17 protein-coding genes and 1 pseudogene are annotated in these 20,371 nt (G+C 69.9%); 3 read left to right on the top strand and 15 right to left on the bottom strand.

The window, feature by feature from the left end; translation table 11 throughout:
- Nucleotides 1-82: 82 nt before the first annotated feature.
- The 6 genes from D9R12_RS06130 to trpB form a co-directional block, all read right to left on the bottom strand.
- Nucleotides 83-1,033, bottom strand: coding sequence for an isopenicillin N synthase family dioxygenase (locus D9R12_RS06130; protein WP_122229086.1), 951 nt, complete (start codon nucleotides 1,031-1,033; stop codon nucleotides 83-85).
- 129 nt (nucleotides 1,034-1,162) lie between these two features.
- On the bottom strand, nucleotides 1,163-2,521 hold the full coding sequence (gene glmM / locus D9R12_RS06125; protein WP_122229084.1) for a phosphoglucosamine mutase: 1,359 nt from the start codon (nucleotides 2,519-2,521) through the stop codon (nucleotides 1,163-1,165).
- 160 nt (nucleotides 2,522-2,681) lie between these two features.
- Nucleotides 2,682-3,566, bottom strand: a complete 885-nt coding sequence (accD, locus tag D9R12_RS06120; RefSeq protein WP_122229082.1) for an acetyl-CoA carboxylase, carboxyltransferase subunit beta — start codon at nucleotides 3,564-3,566, stop codon at nucleotides 2,682-2,684.
- Between the two features lie 52 nt (nucleotides 3,567-3,618).
- Entirely contained in the window at nucleotides 3,619-4,431 is an 813-nt protein-coding gene (gene trpA / locus D9R12_RS06115) for a tryptophan synthase subunit alpha (RefSeq protein WP_122229080.1), read from the bottom strand.
- The gene (locus D9R12_RS06110; RefSeq protein ID WP_122229078.1) at nucleotides 4,428-4,790 is read right to left on the bottom strand and encodes a DUF3144 domain-containing protein; all 363 of its coding nucleotides are present in this window, start codon (nucleotides 4,788-4,790) and stop codon (nucleotides 4,428-4,430) included. Before D9R12_RS06110 ends, trpA begins: the two co-directional genes overlap by 4 nt.
- A gap of 51 nt (nucleotides 4,791-4,841) precedes the next feature.
- Nucleotides 4,842-6,059 carry a tryptophan synthase subunit beta gene (gene trpB / locus D9R12_RS06105; protein WP_122229076.1) on the bottom strand — a complete coding sequence of 406 codons (1,218 nt, stop codon included), beginning with the start codon at nucleotides 6,057-6,059 and terminating at the stop codon, nucleotides 4,842-4,844.
- Nucleotides 6,060-6,155: 96 nt separating this feature from the next.
- On the opposite strand from trpB, the gene D9R12_RS06100 reads away from it, so the two are divergent.
- On the top strand, nucleotides 6,156-7,055 hold the full coding sequence (locus D9R12_RS06100) for a LysR family transcriptional regulator (protein WP_122229074.1): 900 nt from the start codon (nucleotides 6,156-6,158) through the stop codon (nucleotides 7,053-7,055).
- An 18-nt stretch (nucleotides 7,056-7,073) separates the two neighbouring features.
- Here D9R12_RS06100 and D9R12_RS06095 read toward each other — a convergent pair whose 3' ends face one another.
- From D9R12_RS06095 to prmB, 7 genes and pseudogenes are all read right to left on the bottom strand, one after another.
- Entirely contained in the window at nucleotides 7,074-7,688 is a 615-nt protein-coding gene (locus tag D9R12_RS06095) for a phosphoribosylanthranilate isomerase (protein WP_122229071.1), read from the bottom strand.
- A gap of 153 nt (nucleotides 7,689-7,841) precedes the next feature.
- A pseudogene (gene truA / locus D9R12_RS06090) lies at nucleotides 7,842-8,621 on the bottom strand (tRNA pseudouridine(38-40) synthase TruA); the annotation flags it as partial.
- A gap of 29 nt (nucleotides 8,622-8,650) precedes the next feature.
- Nucleotides 8,651-10,459, bottom strand: a complete 1,809-nt coding sequence (locus D9R12_RS06085; RefSeq protein ID WP_425479055.1) for a FimV/HubP family polar landmark protein — start codon at nucleotides 10,457-10,459, stop codon at nucleotides 8,651-8,653.
- Nucleotides 10,460-10,714: 255 nt separating this feature from the next.
- Nucleotides 10,715-11,743, bottom strand: coding sequence for an aspartate-semialdehyde dehydrogenase (locus D9R12_RS06080; RefSeq protein WP_122229067.1), 1,029 nt, complete (start codon nucleotides 11,741-11,743; stop codon nucleotides 10,715-10,717).
- A gap of 100 nt (nucleotides 11,744-11,843) precedes the next feature.
- Nucleotides 11,844-12,890: a 2-hydroxyacid dehydrogenase gene (locus tag D9R12_RS06075; protein WP_122229065.1), complete on the bottom strand. Its 1,047-nt coding sequence runs from the start codon at nucleotides 12,888-12,890 to the stop codon at nucleotides 11,844-11,846.
- 120 nt (nucleotides 12,891-13,010) lie between these two features.
- Nucleotides 13,011-14,096: a chorismate synthase gene (gene aroC / locus D9R12_RS06070; protein WP_210538988.1), complete on the bottom strand. Its 1,086-nt coding sequence runs from the start codon at nucleotides 14,094-14,096 to the stop codon at nucleotides 13,011-13,013.
- Nucleotides 14,097-14,158: 62 nt separating this feature from the next.
- Nucleotides 14,159-15,088 carry a 50S ribosomal protein L3 N(5)-glutamine methyltransferase gene (gene prmB, locus D9R12_RS06065; RefSeq protein WP_122229418.1) on the bottom strand — a complete coding sequence of 310 codons (930 nt, stop codon included), beginning with the start codon at nucleotides 15,086-15,088 and terminating at the stop codon, nucleotides 14,159-14,161.
- An 82-nt stretch (nucleotides 15,089-15,170) separates the two neighbouring features.
- Here prmB and D9R12_RS06060 point away from each other — a divergent pair, with 82 nt between their 5' ends.
- Both D9R12_RS06060 and asd read left to right on the top strand, forming a co-directional pair.
- The gene (locus D9R12_RS06060; protein WP_122229061.1) at nucleotides 15,171-15,824 is read left to right on the top strand and encodes an SCO family protein; all 654 of its coding nucleotides are present in this window, start codon (nucleotides 15,171-15,173) and stop codon (nucleotides 15,822-15,824) included.
- Complete coding sequence (gene asd / locus D9R12_RS06055) at nucleotides 15,821-16,663, top strand: archaetidylserine decarboxylase (RefSeq protein ID WP_122229059.1); 843 nt, start codon at nucleotides 15,821-15,823, stop codon at nucleotides 16,661-16,663. Before D9R12_RS06060 ends, asd begins: the two co-directional genes overlap by 4 nt.
- 21 nt (nucleotides 16,664-16,684) lie before the next feature.
- On the opposite strand, the gene D9R12_RS06050 is transcribed toward asd, so the two are convergent.
- Nucleotides 16,685-17,029, bottom strand: coding sequence for a hypothetical protein (locus tag D9R12_RS06050; RefSeq protein ID WP_014160225.1), 345 nt, complete (start codon nucleotides 17,027-17,029; stop codon nucleotides 16,685-16,687).
- 193 nt (nucleotides 17,030-17,222) lie between these two features.
- Nucleotides 17,223-20,366 (bottom strand): efflux RND transporter permease subunit, encoded by a 3,144-nt coding sequence (locus D9R12_RS06045; protein WP_122229057.1) that lies wholly within the window; start codon nucleotides 20,364-20,366, stop codon nucleotides 17,223-17,225.
- Between the last annotated feature and the right edge of the window lie 5 nt (nucleotides 20,367-20,371).

Below are 20,371 nucleotides of genomic sequence, written 5' to 3'. Positions count from 1 at the left end.
GGGGCGGCCTTTGTCGCCTTCTTGGGACGCGGCCGCGAGGGGCTTTACCGGGAACGCTCCATCGCGCCCCTGCGGTGTGCTCCTACTTCAGCTTGATCTCGCGCAGGCGCTGTTCCAGATAGCCCTGTGCGGTGATCGCTTCCGGATAGCGGTTGGGATTGTCCGGGGTGATCGTCGAAGGCAGCACGTCGATCAGGAAATCCGGATTGGGGTGCAGGAAGAACGGCACCGAATAGCGCGGCTGGCGCGCTGCCTCACCCGGCGGATTGGTCACCCGGTGGGTGGTGGAGGGATACACGTGGTTGGTCAGGCGCTGCAGCATGTCGCCGATGTTGACCACGATGGTGTCCGCATCGCTGGTGAAGGGCACCCACTGGCCCTGCTTGGACTTGACTTCCAGGCCAGCGGCGCTGGCGCCGACCAGCAGCGTGATCAGGTTGATGTCCTCGTGCGCGCCGGCGCGCACGTTGGGGATGTCCTGGCTGGTGATCGGCGGGTAATGGATCGGCCGCAGGATCGAATTGCCACAGTCGGTCTTGTCCAGGAAATAGTCTTCCGGCAAGCCCAGATGCAGCGCCAGCGCCGCCAGCACATGGCTGCCCAGTGCATCGAGCTGCTGGTACAGGCCGTAGCCATGCTCGCGGAAGCCGGGCACTTCCTCCGGCCACAGGTTCGGCGGCATCACCTGGGCGTACCTGGAGTCGGGCGGAAGCTCACGGCCGATGTGCCAGAACTCCTTCAGGTCGAAATGCCTTGAGTCCTTGGCCGTCTCCACACCGAAGGGTGTGTAGCCGCGCGCCCCGCCGCTGCCGGGCAGGCAGTACTTGAGCTTGGTCTGCTCCGGCAGCGCGAAGAAGTCCCTGAACACCTCGTAGGCCGCATCGATCTGCGCCTGCGCAATGCCGTGATTGCCGATCCCGGCAAAGCCCCACTGGCGGTAGGCCGCGCCCAGTTCGGCCACGAACGCGGCGCGATCGGCCGCGCTGGTCGGATGGATGAAGCGGGCGATGTCGAGGGTGGGGATGGCGCTCATGGGCGATCGGCGGTCAGCATGCTTGGCCGGCCAGTTTATCGCCTGGCACGCAGCTAACGCAGGAGCAGACACAAGCCCCAGAACGTGAACGCCTTGGCGATGACCACGCCCAGGGCGATCAGCAGCCTTTCACGCCGCGGCACGCACCGCACCGGCCAGGGCGTCGAGGGTGGCCTGCATCAGTGCATCGTCGTCGGCTTCCACCGTCACCCGCACCACCGGCTCGGTACCGGACGGACGCAGGAACGCGCGCCCACGCCCGGCCACGCACTGCTGGGCCTGGGTCAGTGCCGCCCTGACCGCCGGCGCCTGGACCACGTCCTTGGCCGATACGCCCTCCAGGCGCACGTTGACGGTCTGCTGCGGCAGCATCACCAGTCCCTTCAATGCCTGGTCCAGGCGCTGGCCGGTGCGCCGCAGCACTTCCAGCACCTGCAGCGCGCTGACGATGCCGTCGCCGGTGTTGGCCCGGTCCAGGCACAGGATGTGGCCGGAGGCTTCGCCGCCGAGCACGCCGCCGCCATCGACCAGCGCCTGGTGCACGTAGCGGTCGCCGACCTGGGCACGGACGAAGGCGATGCCCTGCTCACCCAGCGACTTTTCCAGGCCGTAGTTGGTCATCAGCGTGCCGACCACGGCCCCGTGCAGGCGGCCGCTGCGCTTCCAGTCGCTGGCCAGCACGTACAGCAGACCGTCGCCGTCGACCACCTTGCCGTGGCCATCGACCAACAGCACCCGGTCGCCGTCGCCATCGAAGGCGATCCCCAGGTCGGCGCCGGACAGGAGCACGCGCTTGGCCAGGTGCTCGGGATGGGTCGAACCCACCCCGTCATTGATGTTCAGGCCGTTGGGCGCATCGCCGATGACTTCCACGCGTGCGCCGAGCTCGCGCAGCACGATCGGCGCGACCTGGTAGGTGGCGCCGTTGGCGCAGTCCACCACGATCTTCATCCCGGTCAGGTCGAACTCGCGCGGCACCGAGTTCTTGCAGCTTTCCACGTAGCGGCCGACCGCATCGCGGGTGCGCACCGCCTTGCCCAGGTGCTCGGAGGCCACGGTCCGGAACGGCTGTTCCAGGGCGACCTCGATGGCCAGCTCGGTGGCGTCGTCGAGTTTTTCGCCTTCGGTCGAGAAGAACTTGATGCCGTTGTCGTAATGCGGATTGTGCGAGGCCGAGATCACGATCCCGCCCGAGGCGCGCAGGGCGCGGGTCAGGTGCGACACGGCCGGGGTGGGCATCGGGCCCATCAGCTGCACGTCCACGCCGGCGGCCACCAGCCCGGCTTCCAGCGCGGCCTCGAACATGTAGTTGGAGATGCGCGTGTCCTTGCCGATGATCACCATCGGCTTGCCGGCCCCGGCCCGGCGCACGCGCGCGGCCAGCGCGTGGCCATAGGCATTGCCCAGGCGCAGCATGAAATCGGCCGAGATCGGGCTTTGCCCCACCCGCCCGCGGATGCCGTCGGTGCCGAAGTACTTGCGGGTCATGGGGAGGCCGGGACCCGGGACCCGGGACCCGGGACCCAGGAAAAAGCCGGCGGGCCACAGGCGCGCTTTCCCCTCCCCCCGCTGGCTCCAGTTGCAAGCCTTGCCACTGCTTTCCCGGGTCCCGGGTCCCGGGTCCCGAGTCCCGGCCTCCCACCCACCCTCATGCCGCGGTTTCCTGCGGCGCCGGCTGGCGCATCATCATCGCGGTCAGCTCGGCGATGCGCTCGCGCAGCGCGCGGCGGTCGCAGATCTGGTCGATGGCGCCGTGCTCGAGCAGGAATTCAGCGCGCTGGAAGCCCTCGGGCAGCTTCTCGCGCACGGTCTGCTCGATCACCCGCGGGCCGGCAAAGCCGATCAGCGCCTTGGGTTCGGCGATGTTGATGTCGCCCAGCATCGCGAAACTGGCCGACACCCCGCCGGTGGTCGGGTGGGTCAGCACCGAGATGTACGGCAACCCGGCCGCGCGCAGGCGACCCAGCGCGGCCGAGGTCTTGGCCATCTGCAACAGCGAGAACAGGCCTTCCTGCATGCGCGCCCCGCCCGAGGCGGAGAAGCACACGAATGGGCAGCCCAGCTCCAGGGCCTTCTCCGCGCCCAGGGCGAAGCGCTCGCCGACCACCGAGCCCATCGACCCGCCCATGTAGGCGAAGTCGAAGGCGCTGGCGACCAGCGCGCGTCCCTTGACCTTGCCCTGCAGGGTGATCAGCGCATCGCGCTCGCCGGTGGCCTTCTGCGCGGCCTTGATCCGGTCGGCGTAGCGCTTCTGGTCACGGAACTTGAGCACGTCGGTCGGCCCCAGGGCCGCGCCGATCTCCTGGGTCGAATCCGGATCGAACAACGCGGTCAGCCGGGCACGGGCGCGGATGGCCATGTGGTGGTTGCACTTGGGGCAAACCTCCAGGTTTTCTTCCAGCTCGGGCCGGTACAGCACCGCGCCGCAGCTGTCGCATTTTTCCCACAGCCCCTCGGGGACGCTGCGCCTGGGTTTGCGGGTTGCCGCGTCGGTGCGGATGCCCGAAGGCATCAGTTTACTCAGCCAGCTCATGGATGTATGGAAACCTGATTCAGCGCGCGGGGCGGGATGCAAGCGCGGCAGTTTAGCCCAGCCCCCGGTCCAGCGCTTCCCGCAGGGGCCTGAGGAAATTCCCTGCCAGTTCAGCAGCCTGCGCAGGGCTGGTGGCCTGGGCGATGGCCTGGACCAGGGCGCTGCCGACCACCACCCCGTCGGCCTCAGGGGCCATGGCCGCGGCACTGGCGGCGTCCTTGATGCCGAAACCGGCCACCACCGGCACCGGGGAGGCGGCCCGCAGCGCCTTGAGCCGGGGGCCGGCGGCGGCGCTGTCCAGCCGCTCCGAGGCTCCGGTGACCCCGGCGAAGCTGACGTAATAAAGATAGCCCTGCGCCTGCTGGCACAGCAGCGCGGTGCGCGCGGGCGAGGTGGTCGGCGCGGCCAGCGCGATCAGCTGCAGGCCGGCGTGGTTGAAAAGCGCGCGGGTCTCGGCGGCCTCCTCCGGCGGCAGGTCGACCAGCAGCACCCCGTCCACGCCCGCATCGATGGCCTCGCGGGCGAAGCGCTGCGCGCCGTGGATCTCGACCGGATTCAGATAGCCCATCAGCACCACCGGGGTGTCCGCATCGGTCTGGCGGAAGGCCGACACCACCTCCAGCACGAAGCGCAGCCCGGCCCCGCGCGCCAGCGCCCGTTCGGAGGAGCGCTGGATGGTCGGACCATCGGCCATCGGGTCGGAAAACGGCACGCCCAGCTCGATCACGTCGGCGCCGGCGGCCACCAGCGCGCGCATGACCGGCACGGTGGCTTCCAGCGAGGGATCGCCGGCGGTGACGAAGGGCACCAGCGCCTTGCGCCCAGCCGCCTTGAGTGCGGCGAACCTGCTGTCCAGGCGATTCATTCGGGCTTGGTGTCCTGGACGGCGGCCGGTTCGGCCAGTTCTGACACGCCCACATCCAGGCCGCGTTCGGCACCCAGCGCGTCCAGGTGCTCGTTGAGCATGCGCCGGTACAGGGCGCTCATGTAGTCCAGGAAACCGGCGCGCGAACCCGCCAGGTCCGGTTCGACGCTGACATAGGTAAACGCGTTGTAGCGGGCCACGCCGTAGAGCGCGGCGAAGCTGGTGCGCTTGAGGCCGTGGATCCCGCCCTGGCGGTTGGCCAGCTGCACGAACTTGTTGACCACCTCGAAGAACGCCGGATCCAGCGGCAGCGCCTCGGGGTCCGGCGGGGTCTGCGAAGACGCGGTGTCGTCAGCCATGAAACGTTCCTTGCAAGTCGATGATGAAGGGTGCAGCGAAACGCGCCCCCCTTAGAGCTGGATGTTGTCGTGCGCGGCGATGGTATGCACATCCTTGTCGCCACGCCCGGACAGGTTGCACAGCACCAACTGGTCGGCGGGCAGCTCGCGCGCCAGCTTGATCGCCTGGGCCACGGCGTGGCTGGACTCCAGCGCGGCGAGGATGCCTTCGCTGCGGGCCAGGGTGTGGAAGGCGGCCAGCGCCTCCTGGTCGGTGATGCCCACGTACTCGGCGCGGCCGACGTCGGCCAGGAACGCATGCTCCGGACCGACGCCCGGGTAGTCCAGGCCGGCGGAGATCGAATGGGTCTCGGTGATCTGGCCGTCGTCATCGCAGATGACGTAGGTGCGATTGCCGTGCAGCACCCCCACCCGACCGGCGGCGATGGAAGCGGCGTGGCGCCCGGTCTGGATGCCCTCACCGGCCGCTTCGGCCCCGACCAGCCTGACTTCACGGTCGTTGAGGAAGGCGTGGAAGATCCCGATCGCATTGCTGCCGCCGCCGACGCAGGCGGTGATGAGGTCCGGCAGGCGGCCATATTCGGCCAGCATCTGCGCCCGCGCCTCGCGGCCGACGATGGCATTGAAGTCGCGGACCATGCGCGGATACGGGTCCGGGCCGGCGACGGTACCGATGATGTAGAAGGTGTCCTGGACGTTGCTGACCCAGTCGCGCATGGCTTCGTTCAGGGCGTCCTTGAGCGTGGCCGAACCACTGCTCACCGGCACCACCGTGGCGCCCAGCAGGCGCATGCGGTAGACGTTGGCCTTCTGCCGCTCGATGTCGGTGGCGCCCATGTAGACCACGCACTCCAGGCCCAGGCGCGCGGCCACGGTGGCACTGGCCACGCCGTGCTGGCCGGCGCCGGTCTCGGCGATGATCCGGGTCTTGCCCATGCGGCTGGCCAGCAGCGCCTGGCCGATGGCGTTATTGATCTTGTGCGCGCCGGTGTGGTTGAGGTCCTCGCGCTTGAGCAGGATCTGCGCCCCGCCCACCTCGCGGCTCAGCCGCTGCGCGTGATAGATCGGACTGGGCCGGCCCACGTAATGGGTCAGGTCGCGGTCGTATTCGGCGATGAAGGCCGGATCGACCCGGGCCGCGTCATAGGCTGCGGCCAGCTCCTGCAGCGGCCCGATCAGGGTCTCGGCGACGAAGCGCCCGCCGTGGCGGCCGTAATGCCCGGCGGCATCGGGATAGGCGTGGAAGTCACCGATGGCGGCGTTGGGCATGGGCGCGGGGCGGTTGGGACTGGAGCGACATGTTAGCGCAGCCGGTCGCCGGCCCATAGCGATAAGATCGCCACGACCTGTCAGGAAAACTCACCGATGGCCCGCCCTTCCCTGCCCCCGCTGGGCGCCCTGCGGGCGTTCGAAGCCGCCGCCCGCCTGGAAAGCGTGACCCAGGCGGCCGCCGAACTGCACCTCACCCACGGCGCAGTCAGCCGCCAGGTCCGCGCGCTGGAGCAGGCACTGGGCCAGCCGTTGTTCGAACGCGCCGGCCGCGGCCTGGTCCTGACCGCGGCCGGCGCCCGCCTGCGCGATGCCACCGGGGCCGCCTTCGCCCAGCTGCATCAGACCTGGAGCGCGCTGCGCCGCGCCGACACCGGCGACACCCTGGTGCTGGGCTGCTCGGCCAGCGTGCTGGCGCGCTGGGTGATCCCGCGCCTGGAGCGCATGGGTCAGGTCCTGCCCGGGGTGCGCCTGCATTTTTCCGCGCAGCAATCCCCCGAGCTGCAGTCCGGCGCGGACGCGATGCTGCTGCTGGGCCAGCCGCCCTGGCCGGCCCACTGGCAGGTCATCGCGCTGGGCGATGAGGAAATCGGCCCGGTCGTGAGCCCGCGTTACCCGGGCCTGGCGGCGCTCGAAGGCCAACCGCCACAGGCACTGTCGGGGCAGCGCCTGCTGCACACCGGCTCGCGCCCGCAGGCCTGGCCGCAATGGGCGGCCCAACACGGGCTGGCCACGGCCGACCTGAATTACGGCGAGCGCTTCGCGCACCTGTATTACCTGCTGGAAGCGGCCGCCTCAGGCCTGGGCGTGGCGATCGCCCCGCGCCAGCTGGTGGCCGAGGATCTGGCCAGCGGCCGCCTGCTGGCGCCGTGGGGCTTCACCCGCACCCGCGGCAGCTGGGCGCTGTGCACGCCGCGCCGCGGTCCCGATGCCCGCCTGGCGTCGTTGGCGCAGTGGATGCAGGCGGAGCTGGCCGCGCCCGCGCCGGCCGGCTGACGGTCTGCGGGTGGCGCCTCAGGCCGCACGCACCGCGGCGACGAAGCGGCGCATGGCTTCGGGGTCCTTGTGTCCCGGCGCCGATTCGATGCCGCCGGAGACGTCCACGCCCCAGGGCTGGGCGGCGGCAATGGCCGCCGCGACGGTCGCGGCGGTCAGGCCGCCGGCCAACAGGCAGGGCCTGGCGGCCTTGTGCGGATAGCGGGACCAGTCGAAGGTCCTGCCGCTGCCGCCGGCGCCGCCGGGCGCGTGGCTGTCCAGCACGAAGCCCCAGGCCGACGGGAAGGCCGGCATCGCCGCCTCGGCCTGCAGGCCGGCCCCCATCGGCAGCGCCTTGAGGAAGGGCAGGCCGGCTGCGGCACAGGCCGCATCGTCTTCCTGGCCATGGAACTGGATCAGGTCCGGGCGAACCTGTTCGGCGATGGCGGCCAGCTCGGCGGCACTGGGGTCCATCACCAGCGCCACCGCGCCGATGCTGTCCGGAATCAGCTCACGCAGCGCGCGGGCCTGGGCGATGGACAGCTGGCGCGCGCTGCGGGCCAGGACCAGGCCGATGTAGTCCACGCCCAGTTCCACCGCCAGGCGCACGTCCTGGGGGCGGGTCATGCCACAGAGTTTGATTCGGGTCGACATGCAGCAGGCAGTGAGGTCGAAGGAGTGAGAAACGAAGGGGAAGGACGGCACGCCAGCGCGAAAGAGACGCTGGCGCCGTGCTCAGGATGGATCGCAGGCGCCGCGGCGCGCCGATCCGGCGCTCACGCCTGGCCCCGGGCCACCCTGCTGCAAGGTTACTTCGTCCGGCAGGCCCCATTGCGGCGCGTACAGGGGGCCGACGAACACCAGCCCCTGTGCCGGGGCGGTCGGGCCGGCCAGGGTGCGGTCGCGGCCGGCCAGCAGTTGGCCGATCCAGCGCTCGGGCTGTTCGCCGCGGCCCACCAGCAGCAGCGAGCCGACGATGTTGCGCACCATGTGGTGCAGGAAGGCGTTGGCCTGCACCTGGACGATGACCTGCTCGCCCTGGCGGGTGACGGTGATCGACTGCAGCTCGCGCATCGGGTGGCGGGCCTGGCAGTGCACGGTGCGAAACGCAGAAAAATCCTGCTCGCCCAGCAGGGCCTGCGCGGCGCGATGCATCGCCTCGGCATCCAGCGGCAGGCGCTCCCAGGCCAGCAGCTGGCGACCCAGGGCCGGGCGCACCTGGCGGTTCAGCAGCACGTAGCGATAGCGACGCGCGCGCGCCGAAAACCGGGCGTGGAAGTCCTCGGCCACCGGTTGGCACCAGCGCACGCACACCGACGGCGGCAGCTGGGCGGTGACCCCGAGCACCCAGCCGCGCGGAGCACGCGGGGCGTCGCTGTCGAAATGCACCACCTGGCACTGGCCGTGCACCCCGGCATCGGTGCGCCCGGCGCAGACGGTGGCCACCGGCGCATCGGCCACGCTGGACAGGGCCGCTTCCAGCGCCGACTGCACGCTGGGCGTGTGTACCGGCGCGCCCGCTTTTTCAAGCCGCTGCCAGCCATTGAAGTCGCTGCCGTCGTACTCGACGCCCAGCGCATAACGCATGCCGAAGAACTCCCGTGCGCGGCGCGGCGTTAGCCGAGCTCGCGCAGGAGTTTGTCGGCTTCGGCGCGGGCCTGGTGATCGTCGCCGGCGGCCACCTGCGCCAGCAGCGAACGGGCCGCTTCGGTGTCGCCCAGGTCCAGGTAGGCGATGGCCAGCTCCAGGCGCTCGCGGCTGCCGGCCGACGGCGCAATCGCCGGCACCGGGTCGGCCGCCGGCGCAGGCGCCGCCGCGGCCGGTGATATCCCGGACAGGATCCGGGTGGCGGCCGGCTGCGGGCCATCGACGGTGTGCCAGGTGGGCTTGGCGGTGGCCGTCTGCATCCAGGCCGGCGTGGCGACCCTGGCCGGCGCGGACGCGGGCGTGTCCGGCGCCGGTTCGGCGGAAACGTACACCGGCGTGTAGCGCGCCGTTTCGGGAACCGATCCGGGCACGGCCGCTTCGACCGGCGGCGTGGCCACGGGCACCGATTCGGCCGGACCGGCCGCCGGCGGCACCGCTAGCGCGCCCTGGTAGACCGGCGTCGGGCGCAGGCCACGGTGGCGCCGCAGCAGCGCCCAGGCCAGCAGGCCGACGATCACCAGCAGCGCGCCGATCCACAGCCAGGCCGGCACCCCTGCCCCGCCCTGGGCCTGGCCCAGGCGCTGCTGCGCGGCGGCCAGGTCGCTGTCCTTCATCGCGATCAGCTGGGCCTGCTGGGCCCTGAGCTTTTCCAGTTCGGCCACCTGGGTACGCAGTTCCTGCACCTCGGCGTTGCGCGCGGCCAGGTCTTCCCTGGTCTGACGCAGTTGTTCGTTTGCCAGCATGTCGCCCTCGCCCCCGGCCTGGGTGCCGGATGTCGTTCCTGCCCGCTGCGCGGCATCGGCCGCCGGCGGTGCGATTTCAAGACGTGCGCCGGCCACCGCCGGTGCGGCGTTGGCAAGGGGAATCGGCGTCGCACCGGATGCGTCGGCCGGCTGCGGCACGGTCTGGCGCGCCTGGCGCCAGTCGCTGACCTGCTGGCGGACCATCGCCGCCGCCTCGGCCGCGGCCAGCGCGGTCATCTCCGAAACCGGCGGCACCCGCAGCAGCGCGCCGCTGCGCAGCCTGTTGATGTTGTTGTCGATGAAGGCCTGCGGGTTGGCCTGCAGCAGCGCGATCATGGTCTGGTCCAGGGTGCCGCCCTGCTGCAGGCTGCGCGCGATCTGCGACAGCGACTGGCCCTGCTGGACACGGACCGTTTCGAGTACGCCCGTGGGCGCGACCGGCGCGCTGTTGTCTGCGCGCGGCGCCGAGGCGACCGAAGCAGCCCCTTCGCTGGCCACCGATTCCTCCGGCTGGCCCGGCAAGGGTGCCGCTGCAGCCGCCACGGCCGGGCGGTCGATGCGGTTTGACGGCGCCGGCGCGGGCGCCTGGAGCTGCGGGGCGTCGGCGGCGGCCAGCGCGCCGGGCGCGCCGACCAGTGCCGAATACTCGCGCACCAGCCGGCCCTGGCCCCAGTCCACTTCGATCAGGAAATTCACCGAAGCGGTGTCCACCGGATCCTGGCTGGTGACCCGGATCACCGGCTCGCCGGCGTCGGACAGCGCCACGGCAAAGTCCAGCTGGCCCACCAGCCCGGTCGGCCGCTGCAGGCCCACCCGTTCGAAGATCTCCGGCGAGGCCAGCCGCGCGCGCAGCTGTTCCAGCTCGCCCGGCGCGCCGGAGATGACCGGAATCTCGGCCACCAGCGGCTGGCCGGACCGCGACTTCACCCGCATCTCGCCCAGACCCAGCGCCATGGCCATGCCACTGGCGGCCAGCAATACCAGCCCCAGCACGCCACGCACAACCGGTTTACACCCCGCCAGTCTCAAGGACATCCCCTGCGTTTTCCCGCCGCGACTATAGCCGTTCGCGCCGCGGCGCTGGTCGTCTGACGGCTTGTTGGGGACTCGGGACTCGGGACTCGGGACCCGGGGCCCGGAAAAGCCGAGGCGCGGACGCATCAGCGCGAAAGCCTGCTGTCGCTGTCGCCGTCGCTGTCGGCGCTTGCTCCTCCCCGGGTCCCGGGTCCCGGGTCCCGGGTCCCGAGTCCCGAGTCCCGAGCCCCGACTCCCGAGTCCCGGGACCCGCCACTAGCCGCCGGCAGCGACCAGTTCGGCCAGCTGTACGGCGTTGAGCGCGGCGCCCTTGCGGATGTTGTCCGAGACGATCCACAGGTTGAGTCCGCGCGGGTGCGAGAGGTCCTCGCGGATGCGGCCCACGTACACCGCGTCGGTGCCCGAGGCATGGGTCACCGGGGTCGGGTAGCCGCCGGCCACGCGCTCGTCGACCACTTCCACCCCCGGCGAGCGCGAAAGCAGTTCGCGCGCCGCTTCCGGGGTGACCTTGATCCTGGTCTCGATCGCCACCGCTTCGGAATGGCCGTAGAACACCGGCACGCGCACCGCGGTGGGGTTCACCAGGATGCTGTCGTCGCCCAGGATCTTGCGGGTTTCCCAGACCAGCTTCATTTCCTCCTTGGTGAAGCCGTTGTCCAGGAACTCGTCGATGTGCGGGATCAGGTTGAAGGCGATCTGCACCGGGAAGCGCTGCGGGTCGATCTGCTGGAAATTGAGCAGCTGGCCGGTCTGCTTGCCCAGCTCCTCCAGCGCCGAACGCCCGCCGCCGGACACCGACTGGTAGGTGGCCACGTTGATGCGCTCGATGCCGTACTGGCGGTGCAGCGGGGCCAGCGCCACCACCATCTGCATGGTCGAGCAGTTGGGGTTGGCAATGATCCCGCGCGGGCGGTTGCTGGCCGCTTCCGGGTTCACCTCGGACACCACCAGCGGCACGTCGTCCTCGTAGCGGAAGGCCGAGGAGTTGTCGATCACCACCGCGCCGGCGGCAGCGAACCTGGGGGCGTATTCCCTGGAGATGGCGCCACCGGCCGAAAACAGCGCGATGTCCACGCCGGCCGGATCGAAGCTGGCCAGGTCCTGGATCACGACCGTGCGGCCGCGGTACTCGATCTGGCCGCCGGCCGAACGCTCGGAGGCCAGCACCGACAGGGTGCCGACCGGGAAATCGCGTTCGGCCAGGATCGAGAGCATGGTCTCGCCGACGGCGCCGGTGGCGCCCACGACGGCGACGTGGAATGTGCGCGATGGGGTGTTGCTCATGGAAGTGTCTTCTTCAAGGGAAAGGATGGTCAGGGGCATGGGGCACGCGGGGCTTGGGCTCGGGGAACCTTTCGCTGTCGGTGTGCGCGCGCAAGGTTCCCTATCGTTTGCTCGCGGTGGTGTTTTTCGCGCCGGCGACGGCAGCGCCAGTCCCGGCGGCCTTGAGCGCGTCGGCGTTGAGGATGCTCGGCGGATGGCCGGCGTTGGGCCCCACGCCCATCGCCGCGATCAGGTTGTCCACGGCCAGCTGCACCATGGCCCGGCGCGTGGCCAGGCTGGCGCTGCCGATGTGCGGGGTCAGCACCAGGTTCTTCAGCGCCAGCAGCTCCGGGCGGACCCTGGGTTCGCCTTCGAACACGTCCAGCCCGGCGCCGGCCAGGCGGCCATGGGCCAGCGCATCGGCCAGGGCCAGTTCATCGACGATGCCGCCGCGGGCGATGTTCACCAGGGTCGCGGTCGGCTTCATCCTGGCCAAAGCACGGGCGTCGATCAGGTGGTGCGAGGCCGGTGTGTACGGCAGCACCAGCACCAGGTGATCGGAGGCAGACAGCAGGTCATCGAAGCCGAGCCAGGAGGCGCCGAGTTCGGCTTCCAGCGCCGGCGCCAGCCGCGAGCGGTTGTGGTAGACCACGCGCATGCCGAAGCCGCGCGCGCGCCGGGCGATGGCCCGGCCGATCCGGCCCAGTCCCAGGATGCCCAGGGTGCTGCCGTGCAGGTCCGCGCCGAGCAGGGTGGTGAACGACCAGGCACGCCAGCGACCCTCGCGCACGAACGCTTCGGCCTCGGTGATCCGGCGCGCGGTGGCCATCAGCAGGGCGAAGCCGAGGTCGGCGGTGGTCTCGGTCAATACGTCGGGCGTGTTGGTGGCCACGATGCCGGCCGCGCTCAGCGCCTCCAGGTCCAGGTTGTTGTAGCCGACGCCGACATTGGCGATCGCGCGCAGGTTGCCGGCGCTGCCGATCTCGGCCGCGCCGATGCGCTCGTTGAGCGTGACCAGCGCCCCGTCCAGCGGCGCCAGCCGCTCGGCCAGCTCATCGGAGGAATAGCTGCGCACTTCGCGCTCCAGGGTCAACTCGAAATGCGCGGCCAGCTGCCCGACGATGTCGTCGAACAACGGCTGGCTGACCCAGACCCGGGGCCTAGACATCACGAGATTCCCTGCGGCCATCCATGGCGCCAGACGGCAAGGCCGGCGGCACCGGCCCGACCCTCCATGGCCGGGTGCTGGCAGGAACCGCGCGGCATGCCGGGCGTGGCACGTTCCTGCTCACCCGGGAATGCGCGGGCTGACGGCGCCGACATCGCCGCACTGGGCGCGATGGCGCAGGGCCTGGTCCATCAGGACCAGGGCGACCATCGCCTCGGCGATCGGCGTGGCGCGGATGCCCACGCACGGGTCGTGGCGGCCGGTGGTGACGACCTCCACCACGTTGCCGTCCACGTCAACGGTGGCCCCGGGCAGGCGCAGGCTGGAGGTGGGCTTGAGCACGATCGAGGCGGTGATCGCCTGGCCGGTGGAGATGCCGCCGAGGATGCCACCGGCGTGATTGCTCAAAAAGCCCTGCGGGGTGATCAGGTCGCGGTGTTCGGTGCCCTTCTGCGCAGCCGCGGCGAAGCCGTCGCCGATCTCCACACCCTTGACCGCGTTGATGCTCATCAGCGCCGCGGCCAGTTCGCCGTCGAGCTTGCCGTAGACCGGCTCGCCCCAGCCCGGCGGCACGTTGTCGGCGACCACGTCCACCCGTGCGCCGACCGAATCGCCGGACTTGCGCAGCGCGTCCATGTAGGTTTCCAGTTCATCCACCTGCGCGGCGTGCGGCCAGAAGAACGGGTTGTCCTCGACCGCGTTCCAGTCGAAACCGGCCGGCCTGATCTGGCCCAGCTGCGAGAGGAATCCGCGCACGCGCACCCCAAAGCGCTGGCCCAGCCACTTCTTGGCGATCACCCCGGCGGCCACGCGCATGGTGGTCTCGCGCGCCGATGAGCGCCCGCCACCGCGCGGATCGCGGATGCCGTACTTGTGCCAGTAGCTGTAGTCGGCATGGCCGGGGCGGAACTGGGCGGCGATGGTGCCGTAGTCCCTGCTGCGCTGGTCGGTGTTGCGGATCAGCAGGCCGATCGGAGTGCCGGTGGTGCGGCCCTGGTAGACGCCGGAGAGGATCTCCACCACGTCGGCCTCGCGCCGGGCCGAGGTGTGCCGGCTCTTGCCGGTGGCGCGACGCTGCAGGTCGTGGGCGAACTCGGCCGGGTCCAGCTCCAGCCCCGGCGGGCAGCCATCGACCACGCAGCCGATCGCCGGGCCATGCGACTCGCCGAAGGTGGTGACGCGGAACAGATGGCCGAATGTGTTCACGATTGGGATGTACCGTTACCTACTGTTTTCGCTGTTGCCGTCATGACGGGCGAAAGCGCAGCTCACGACCGCTGCGCTGCCAATTCCGTGATCCGAGCGCTGTGCGCGATCAGTTCGCGGCATTCCACCGCGAACACCCCCATCTGGCCGACCTTGAACTCGATCCAGGAAAAGTCCACTTCCGGCAGCAGTCTGACCAGGTGCCGTTCGGATTCGCCGACTTCGCAGATCAGCAGGCCGTCGGCGGACAGGTGGCTCGGCGCATCGCGCAGGATCTTCAGGACCAGGTCCAGGCCGTCCTGCCCCGCGCGCAGGCCCAGCTGCGGCTCGTGGGAATACTCCTGCGGCAGCGCGTCGGTTTCCTCGTTGGTGACATACGGGGGATTGCTGACGATCAGCTCGTAGCGACGGCCGGACAGGCCGTTGAACAGGTCGGACTTGATCAGTTGCACGTTGTCGGCGTGCAGGCGCGCCTTGTTCTCGGCAGCCAGGGCCAGCGCCTCATCGCTGATGTCGGCGCCATCGACCTGCCAGTCCGGGTTGTAGTGGCCCATGGCGATGGCGATGCAGCCCGAGCCGGTGCACAGGTCCAGCACGCGCTGCACCTGGCGGCCGCCCAGCCAGGGCTCAAAGCCCGACTCGATCAGCTCGGCGATCGGCGAACGCGGCACCAGCGCGCGCGCATCGGTCTTGAAGCTCAGGCCCGCGAACCAGGCCTCGCCGGTCAGGTAGGCCACCGGCACGCGCTCGGCCACGCGACGCTCGATCAGCGCCAGGATGGCCTGCTTTTCTTCGGCCAGCAGGTGCGCCTGGCCATAGGCCGGGCCCAGGTCCGGCGGCAGGTGCAGGGTATGCAGGACCAGCGCGGTGGCCTCGTCCAGCGCGTTGTCGTGGCTGTGCCCGAAGGTCAACCCGGCCGCGTTGAAGCGGCTGGCGCCGTAGCGGATCAGGTCGATGAGGGTGTGCAGGGCGTTGGCTGCGTCGGCAGTCATGGACAGCAACAGCGGAAGGCGGCCGCCGATTATAGGGGGGCGGCCGGTATCATGGTTCCTCGTTGCAGCGGAAACGTAAACAATGTCCAAACGCACTCTGGGTGTCGCACTCCTGGTCGCAATCGCCGCGGTGCTGGGCGTGCTGGCCGGCAACAGGCTGCTGGGGCCGTCCACCTCCAACAACGCGCGCTGGCCGGCAACCCAGGCGGTGACCCTGCTGCCCACGCCGCGCCCACTGCCGGCATTCTCGCTGCGCCAGTCCGATGGCACGCAGCTGACCCAGGGCGAACTGCGCGGGCACTGGACCCTGGCGTTCCTGGGCTTCACCTATTGCCCGGATGTGTGCCCCACCACCCTGGCCCAGCTGGCCCAGGCGCAGAAGCAGTGGGCCGCGCTGGCCGACAGCGTGCGGCCGCGGGTACTGTTGGTCTCGGTCGATCCCGAGCGCGACAGCCCGATCAGGGTCGGCGAATATGCCCACGCCTTCCACCGCGACACCCTGGCGGCCACCGCCGACATTCCCGCCCTGGAGGACTTCGCCCGCGCGATGAGCCTGGTGTTCATCAAGGTGCCAGGCGAACACTTCAAGGACAACCCGCAGGACTACTCCATGGACCACTCCGCACAGCTGATCGTGCTCGATCCGCAGGCGCGCATGGCCGGGCTCATCCAGCCGCCGTTCAATCCGCAAGCCATCGCCGCAGACATGCTCGCGCTCACACAGGCCAGCAAGTGAGCCTGGTCACCACCGTCACCTATGCACTGCCGCACCAGCTGCTGTCCTCGCTCGCGCGCAGGCTGGCGTACTCGCACAACCCGGCGATCAAGCAGCGCCTGATCGACCTGGTCGTGGCCAGGTTCAACGTGGACCTGTCCGAAGCGGCGCAGCCGGACCCCACCGCCTACCCGAGCTTCAATGCGTTCTTCACCCGCGCGCTCAGGCCGGGCGCGCGGGTGCCCGACCCGGATCCGCGTGCGCTGCTGATGCCGGCCGATGGCCACATCAGCCAGTGCGGGCCGATCGAGTCCGGCCGCATCTTCCAGGCCAAGGGCCGCCATTTCACCGCCAGCGCGCTGCTGGGCAGCGACGCCGACGCCGCGCCGTTCGAGCACGGCGCCTTCGCCACGGTGTACCTGTCGCCGCGCGACTACCACCGCGTGCACATGCCCTGGACCGGCACCCTGCGCGAGACCGTGCACGTGCCCGGGCGCCTGTTCAGCGTGGGCGTCGACGCGGTGGCCAGGGTCCAGGGCCTGTTTGCGCGCAACGAGCGGCTGGTGTGCCACTTCGATACCAACTTTGGCCCGATGGCCTGCGTGATGGTCGGGGCGATGCTGGTCTCGGGCGTGGAAACGGTGTGGAGCGGGGTCGAGATCCCCGCGTACGCCACCAGGATCACGCGCAAGGACTACCGCGGCCGCGGCATCGTGCTGGAGCGTTTCGGCGAGATGGCCCGCTTCAACTACGGCTCCACCGTGATCGTGCTGCTGCCGCCGGGCGTGGCCACGTTGGCACCAAACCTGGGTGCGCAGACCCCGGTGCGGCTGGGCCAGGCGCTGGCGCGGTTGCGGTAGGGCCCGCGGCGAATCCCGGGGCTACGCCGCGTACGGTCGCGCCGTGCGTTCCAGCGCCGCCCGGCCCAGGCGCTCGCCGCTGATGCGGCCCCAGACCTGGGAGAACACCTCGCTGGCCTGGCGCTCGCTCAGGCCCAGCAGCTGGACTGCGGCACATCGCGCATAGCGCGCCTGGGCGCGGTCCGAATCCCAGCCGGGATAGTTGATGTAGACGTCGTAGACCGCGCCGATCACCGGCCAGTAGGCGGCAAATCCGCGCGCTGCCGCAGCGCCGGGCAGGTTCTGGTACCAGTCCTGCCAGTACTCCTGTTCTGCTTCGATGTCGATGAAGACCCGCGGCAGGCGGGTGTTGCTGATGACGTTCATTGCGGACTCCCTGACTGGTTACCGCCCCTGTGCAGCCAGTGTGGCGCTGGCGCATTGCAGATTGTTGAACGTGCGCGGTCATCGGCATGCACACGCGCGCCCGGTGTGCGCCGGGTCACGAAGAGATCGTTTTCATCCCCCACCGGTGCCGCCGCGCGTTTGCACTGCAGCACCGATCCCGGTCCCCGATCGTTCAGCTGGCCCGGGCCAGGCGCTGGCGGCGACCGGCCAGCTTCTTCTCGCGGCGGCGCGCGCGCCAGTTGCGCCAGTGCCGCTGCAGGCAGGAGAAGATCACGTACAGCGCCGGCGTGCTGAGCAGGGTCAGGCTCTGCGAGACCAGCAGGCCGCCGATCATGGCGATGCCCAGCGGCCGGCGCAGCTCGGAACCTTCGCCCAGGCCGATCGCCAGGGGCAGCGCGGCCAGCAGCGCGACCATGGTGGTCATCATGATCGGGCGGAAGCGCACGATCGAGGCCTCGCGCACGGCAGCCAGCGGCTCCAGGCCGTGCTCGCGCTGGGCCACCAGGGCGAAGTCGATCATCATGATCGCGTTCTTCTTGACGATGCCGATCAGCAGCACCAGCGCGATCATCGAGATCACCGACAGCTCGGTGTTGGTCGCCACCAGTGCCAGCAGCGCGCCCACACCGGCCGCCGGCAGCGTGGACAGGATCGTGACCGGGTGGATCAGGCTCTCGTAGAGCATGCCCAGCACGATGTAGACGGTCAGGATGGCGGCCAGGACCAGCACGCCCATCGAGTTGGGATTCAGCTGTGCGCCCCAGCCGCTGTCCTGGGCGATCTTGATGTCCCCGGGCATGCGCATGCCTTCGACCACCGACCTGAAGATGACATCGGCCTCGCCGGTGCTCACGCCCGGGGCCAGGTTGTAGCTCAGGTCCATCACCGTGTACTGGTTCAGGTGGGTGACCTGCGAGGGCGCCAGGGCATCGGTCTGCCTGGCCAGGGCGGTGAGCGGGATCATCTCGCCACTGCGGGTCTTGAGCTTGATCGCGTCCAACTGCGCGGGGCTGGCGGTCTGGCTGGGCAGCGCATTGACCACCACCGAGTACTGGTTGAGCTCGGAGTAGATCGTGGACACCGAGCGCTGGCCGAAGGCGCCGTACAGCGCGCCGTCGATGGCGCCGATCGACACCCCCAGGCGCGCAGCCTTGTCACGGTCGATCACGATGTTCTGACGCAGACCGCCCTCTTCCACGTCGCTGCCAACGTCGCGGAACTTGGGGTTCTTCTTCAGTTCGGCCACCACCCTGGGCAGCCAGTACTGGAGTTCCTGCAGGTCGTTGCCCTGCAGGGACTTCTCGTATTGCGCGCCCTGGTTGCTGCCGCCACCGCCATCGCTGGGCAGGTCCTGGACCGCGCGCAGGCGCAGCTGCAGGTCCGGATACTTGTCGGCCTTGGCGCTCAGCCGCGAGAGCACCACCGAGGTGGGTTGCCTGCGGCCCTCGGCGCGGGTCTTGAGCTCGACGTTGAACTGTGCGCTGGAACCCTGCCGGCCGCTGCCCAGGCGCACGCCCACGACCTTGACCGCCGGGTCGGCCAGCAGCATGTTGGTGATCCGCTCCTGGCGCTTCTTCATGTCGGTGAAGGACACCGTGGCGCTGGATTGGGCGCGGCCCCAGATCAGGCCGGTGTCCTGCGGCGGGAAGCTGCCAGACTGGACCTTGGTGAACAGGAACATGGTCAGGCCGATCAGGATCAACGGCGTCATCGACAGCAGCAATGCATGGCGCAGGCTGAAATCCAGGCACACGGTATAGAGGTGCAGCATCCGCGCGTGGCCGGCCTCGATCAGGCGGCCCAGCCTGGAGGTGGCCTGGCTGGCATCGTGTGGCTGCAGGAAGCGGCTGCACAGGGTCGGTGTCAGGGTCAGCGAGATGATCGCCGAGACCGCGATGGCCGCCACCAGGGTCACGGTGAACTCGCGGAAAAACGCCCCGATCATGCCCTTGGCGAACAGGATCGGGATGAACACCGCGATCAGCGAAGCGGTGATCGAGACGATGGTGAAGCCGATCTCGCGCGAGCCGGCGATGGCCGCCTCCATCCGCGACTTGCCTTCATCCAGGTGGCGCATGATGTTTTCGATCACCACGATCGCATCATCGACCACAAAGCCAATGGCAATCACCAGCGCCAGCAGGCTCAGGTTGTTGAGCGTGTAGCCCAGGGTGTACATCACCACCGCCGAGCCGGCCAGCGACAGCGGCACGGTGACCGTGGCGATCAGGGTCGGCGCCAGCCGGCGCAGGAACAGCGCCATCACCAGCACCACCATCGCCAGGCTGATCAGCAGGGTGATCTCCACCTCATGCAGCGAGGCGCGCACGGTCGGGGTGCGGTCGAAGTACGGGGTCAGCGTGGTGCCTGGCGGCAGGTACGCCTCCAGCCGCGGCAGCTGGGCGCGGATCCGGTCGACGGTTTCCACCACGTTGGCGCCGCTGCGGATGAAGGTGTACATCACCACCGCCGGCTTCCTGTTGAACCAGGCGGCCTGGTAGGCGTCCTGCTGGCCGTCGTAGACGCTGGCCACGTCCTTCAGGCGCACGGTCACGCCGTTCTGGCTGGAGATGGCCAGGTTGGCGAAGTCGGCCGCCTTGCGCACCGAGTCGTTGACGATCACCGCCATGGTCGTCTTGCCGTCGGACAGAAAGCCGGTCGGCGAGACCACGTTGGCCGCGCGCATGGCATTGCGCAGGTCGTCGGGCGACAGGCCCATGGCATTGAGCGCACGCAGGTTCACGTCCACGCGCACCGCCGGAGTGGACGCGCCGGCAATGTCCACCGAGGCCACGCCGGCCACCTGGCGCAGGCGCTGGGCCAGCAGCGAGTCGGCCAGGTTGTACAGCTCCGCCGCCGACTGCGTGTCGGAGGTCAGGGCCATGGCAATCAGCGGATCGTCGTTGGGGTTGGCTTTCTGGTAGTTGGGCGGCTGCATGCCCGAGGGCAAATCCATGCTGGCCGCGCTCAACGCGGCGGCCACGTCCTGCGCGGCCGAGTCGATGTCGCGACTGGGATTGAAGCTCAGGAAGATCATCGAGCGACCTTCGAAGCTGCTCGAACGCATCGTGTCGATGCCGGGCACCTGGCCCAGGCGGCGCTCCAGCGGCGCGGTCACCGTGGCGGCCATGGTGCTGGCGTCGGCGCCGGGCTGGCTGGCCTGGACGAAGATCACCGGAATGCTCAGCGTCGGCAGCGCGGCCACGCCCAGGCGCAGGTAGCAGATCAGGCCGATGACGAACAACCCCATCGCCAGCAGCGAGGTGCCGATCGGCCGGCGGATGAAGATGGTGGAGAGACTGACTCGGCGCGTCATGGCTC

Source organism: Pseudoxanthomonas spadix (assembly GCF_003703395.1).
Classification (GTDB): Bacteria; Pseudomonadota; Gammaproteobacteria; order Xanthomonadales; family Xanthomonadaceae; genus Pseudoxanthomonas_A; species Pseudoxanthomonas_A spadix.
The sequence above is the reverse complement of the archived record's forward strand: the minus strand, read 5'-3'. Positions and strand labels throughout refer to the sequence as shown.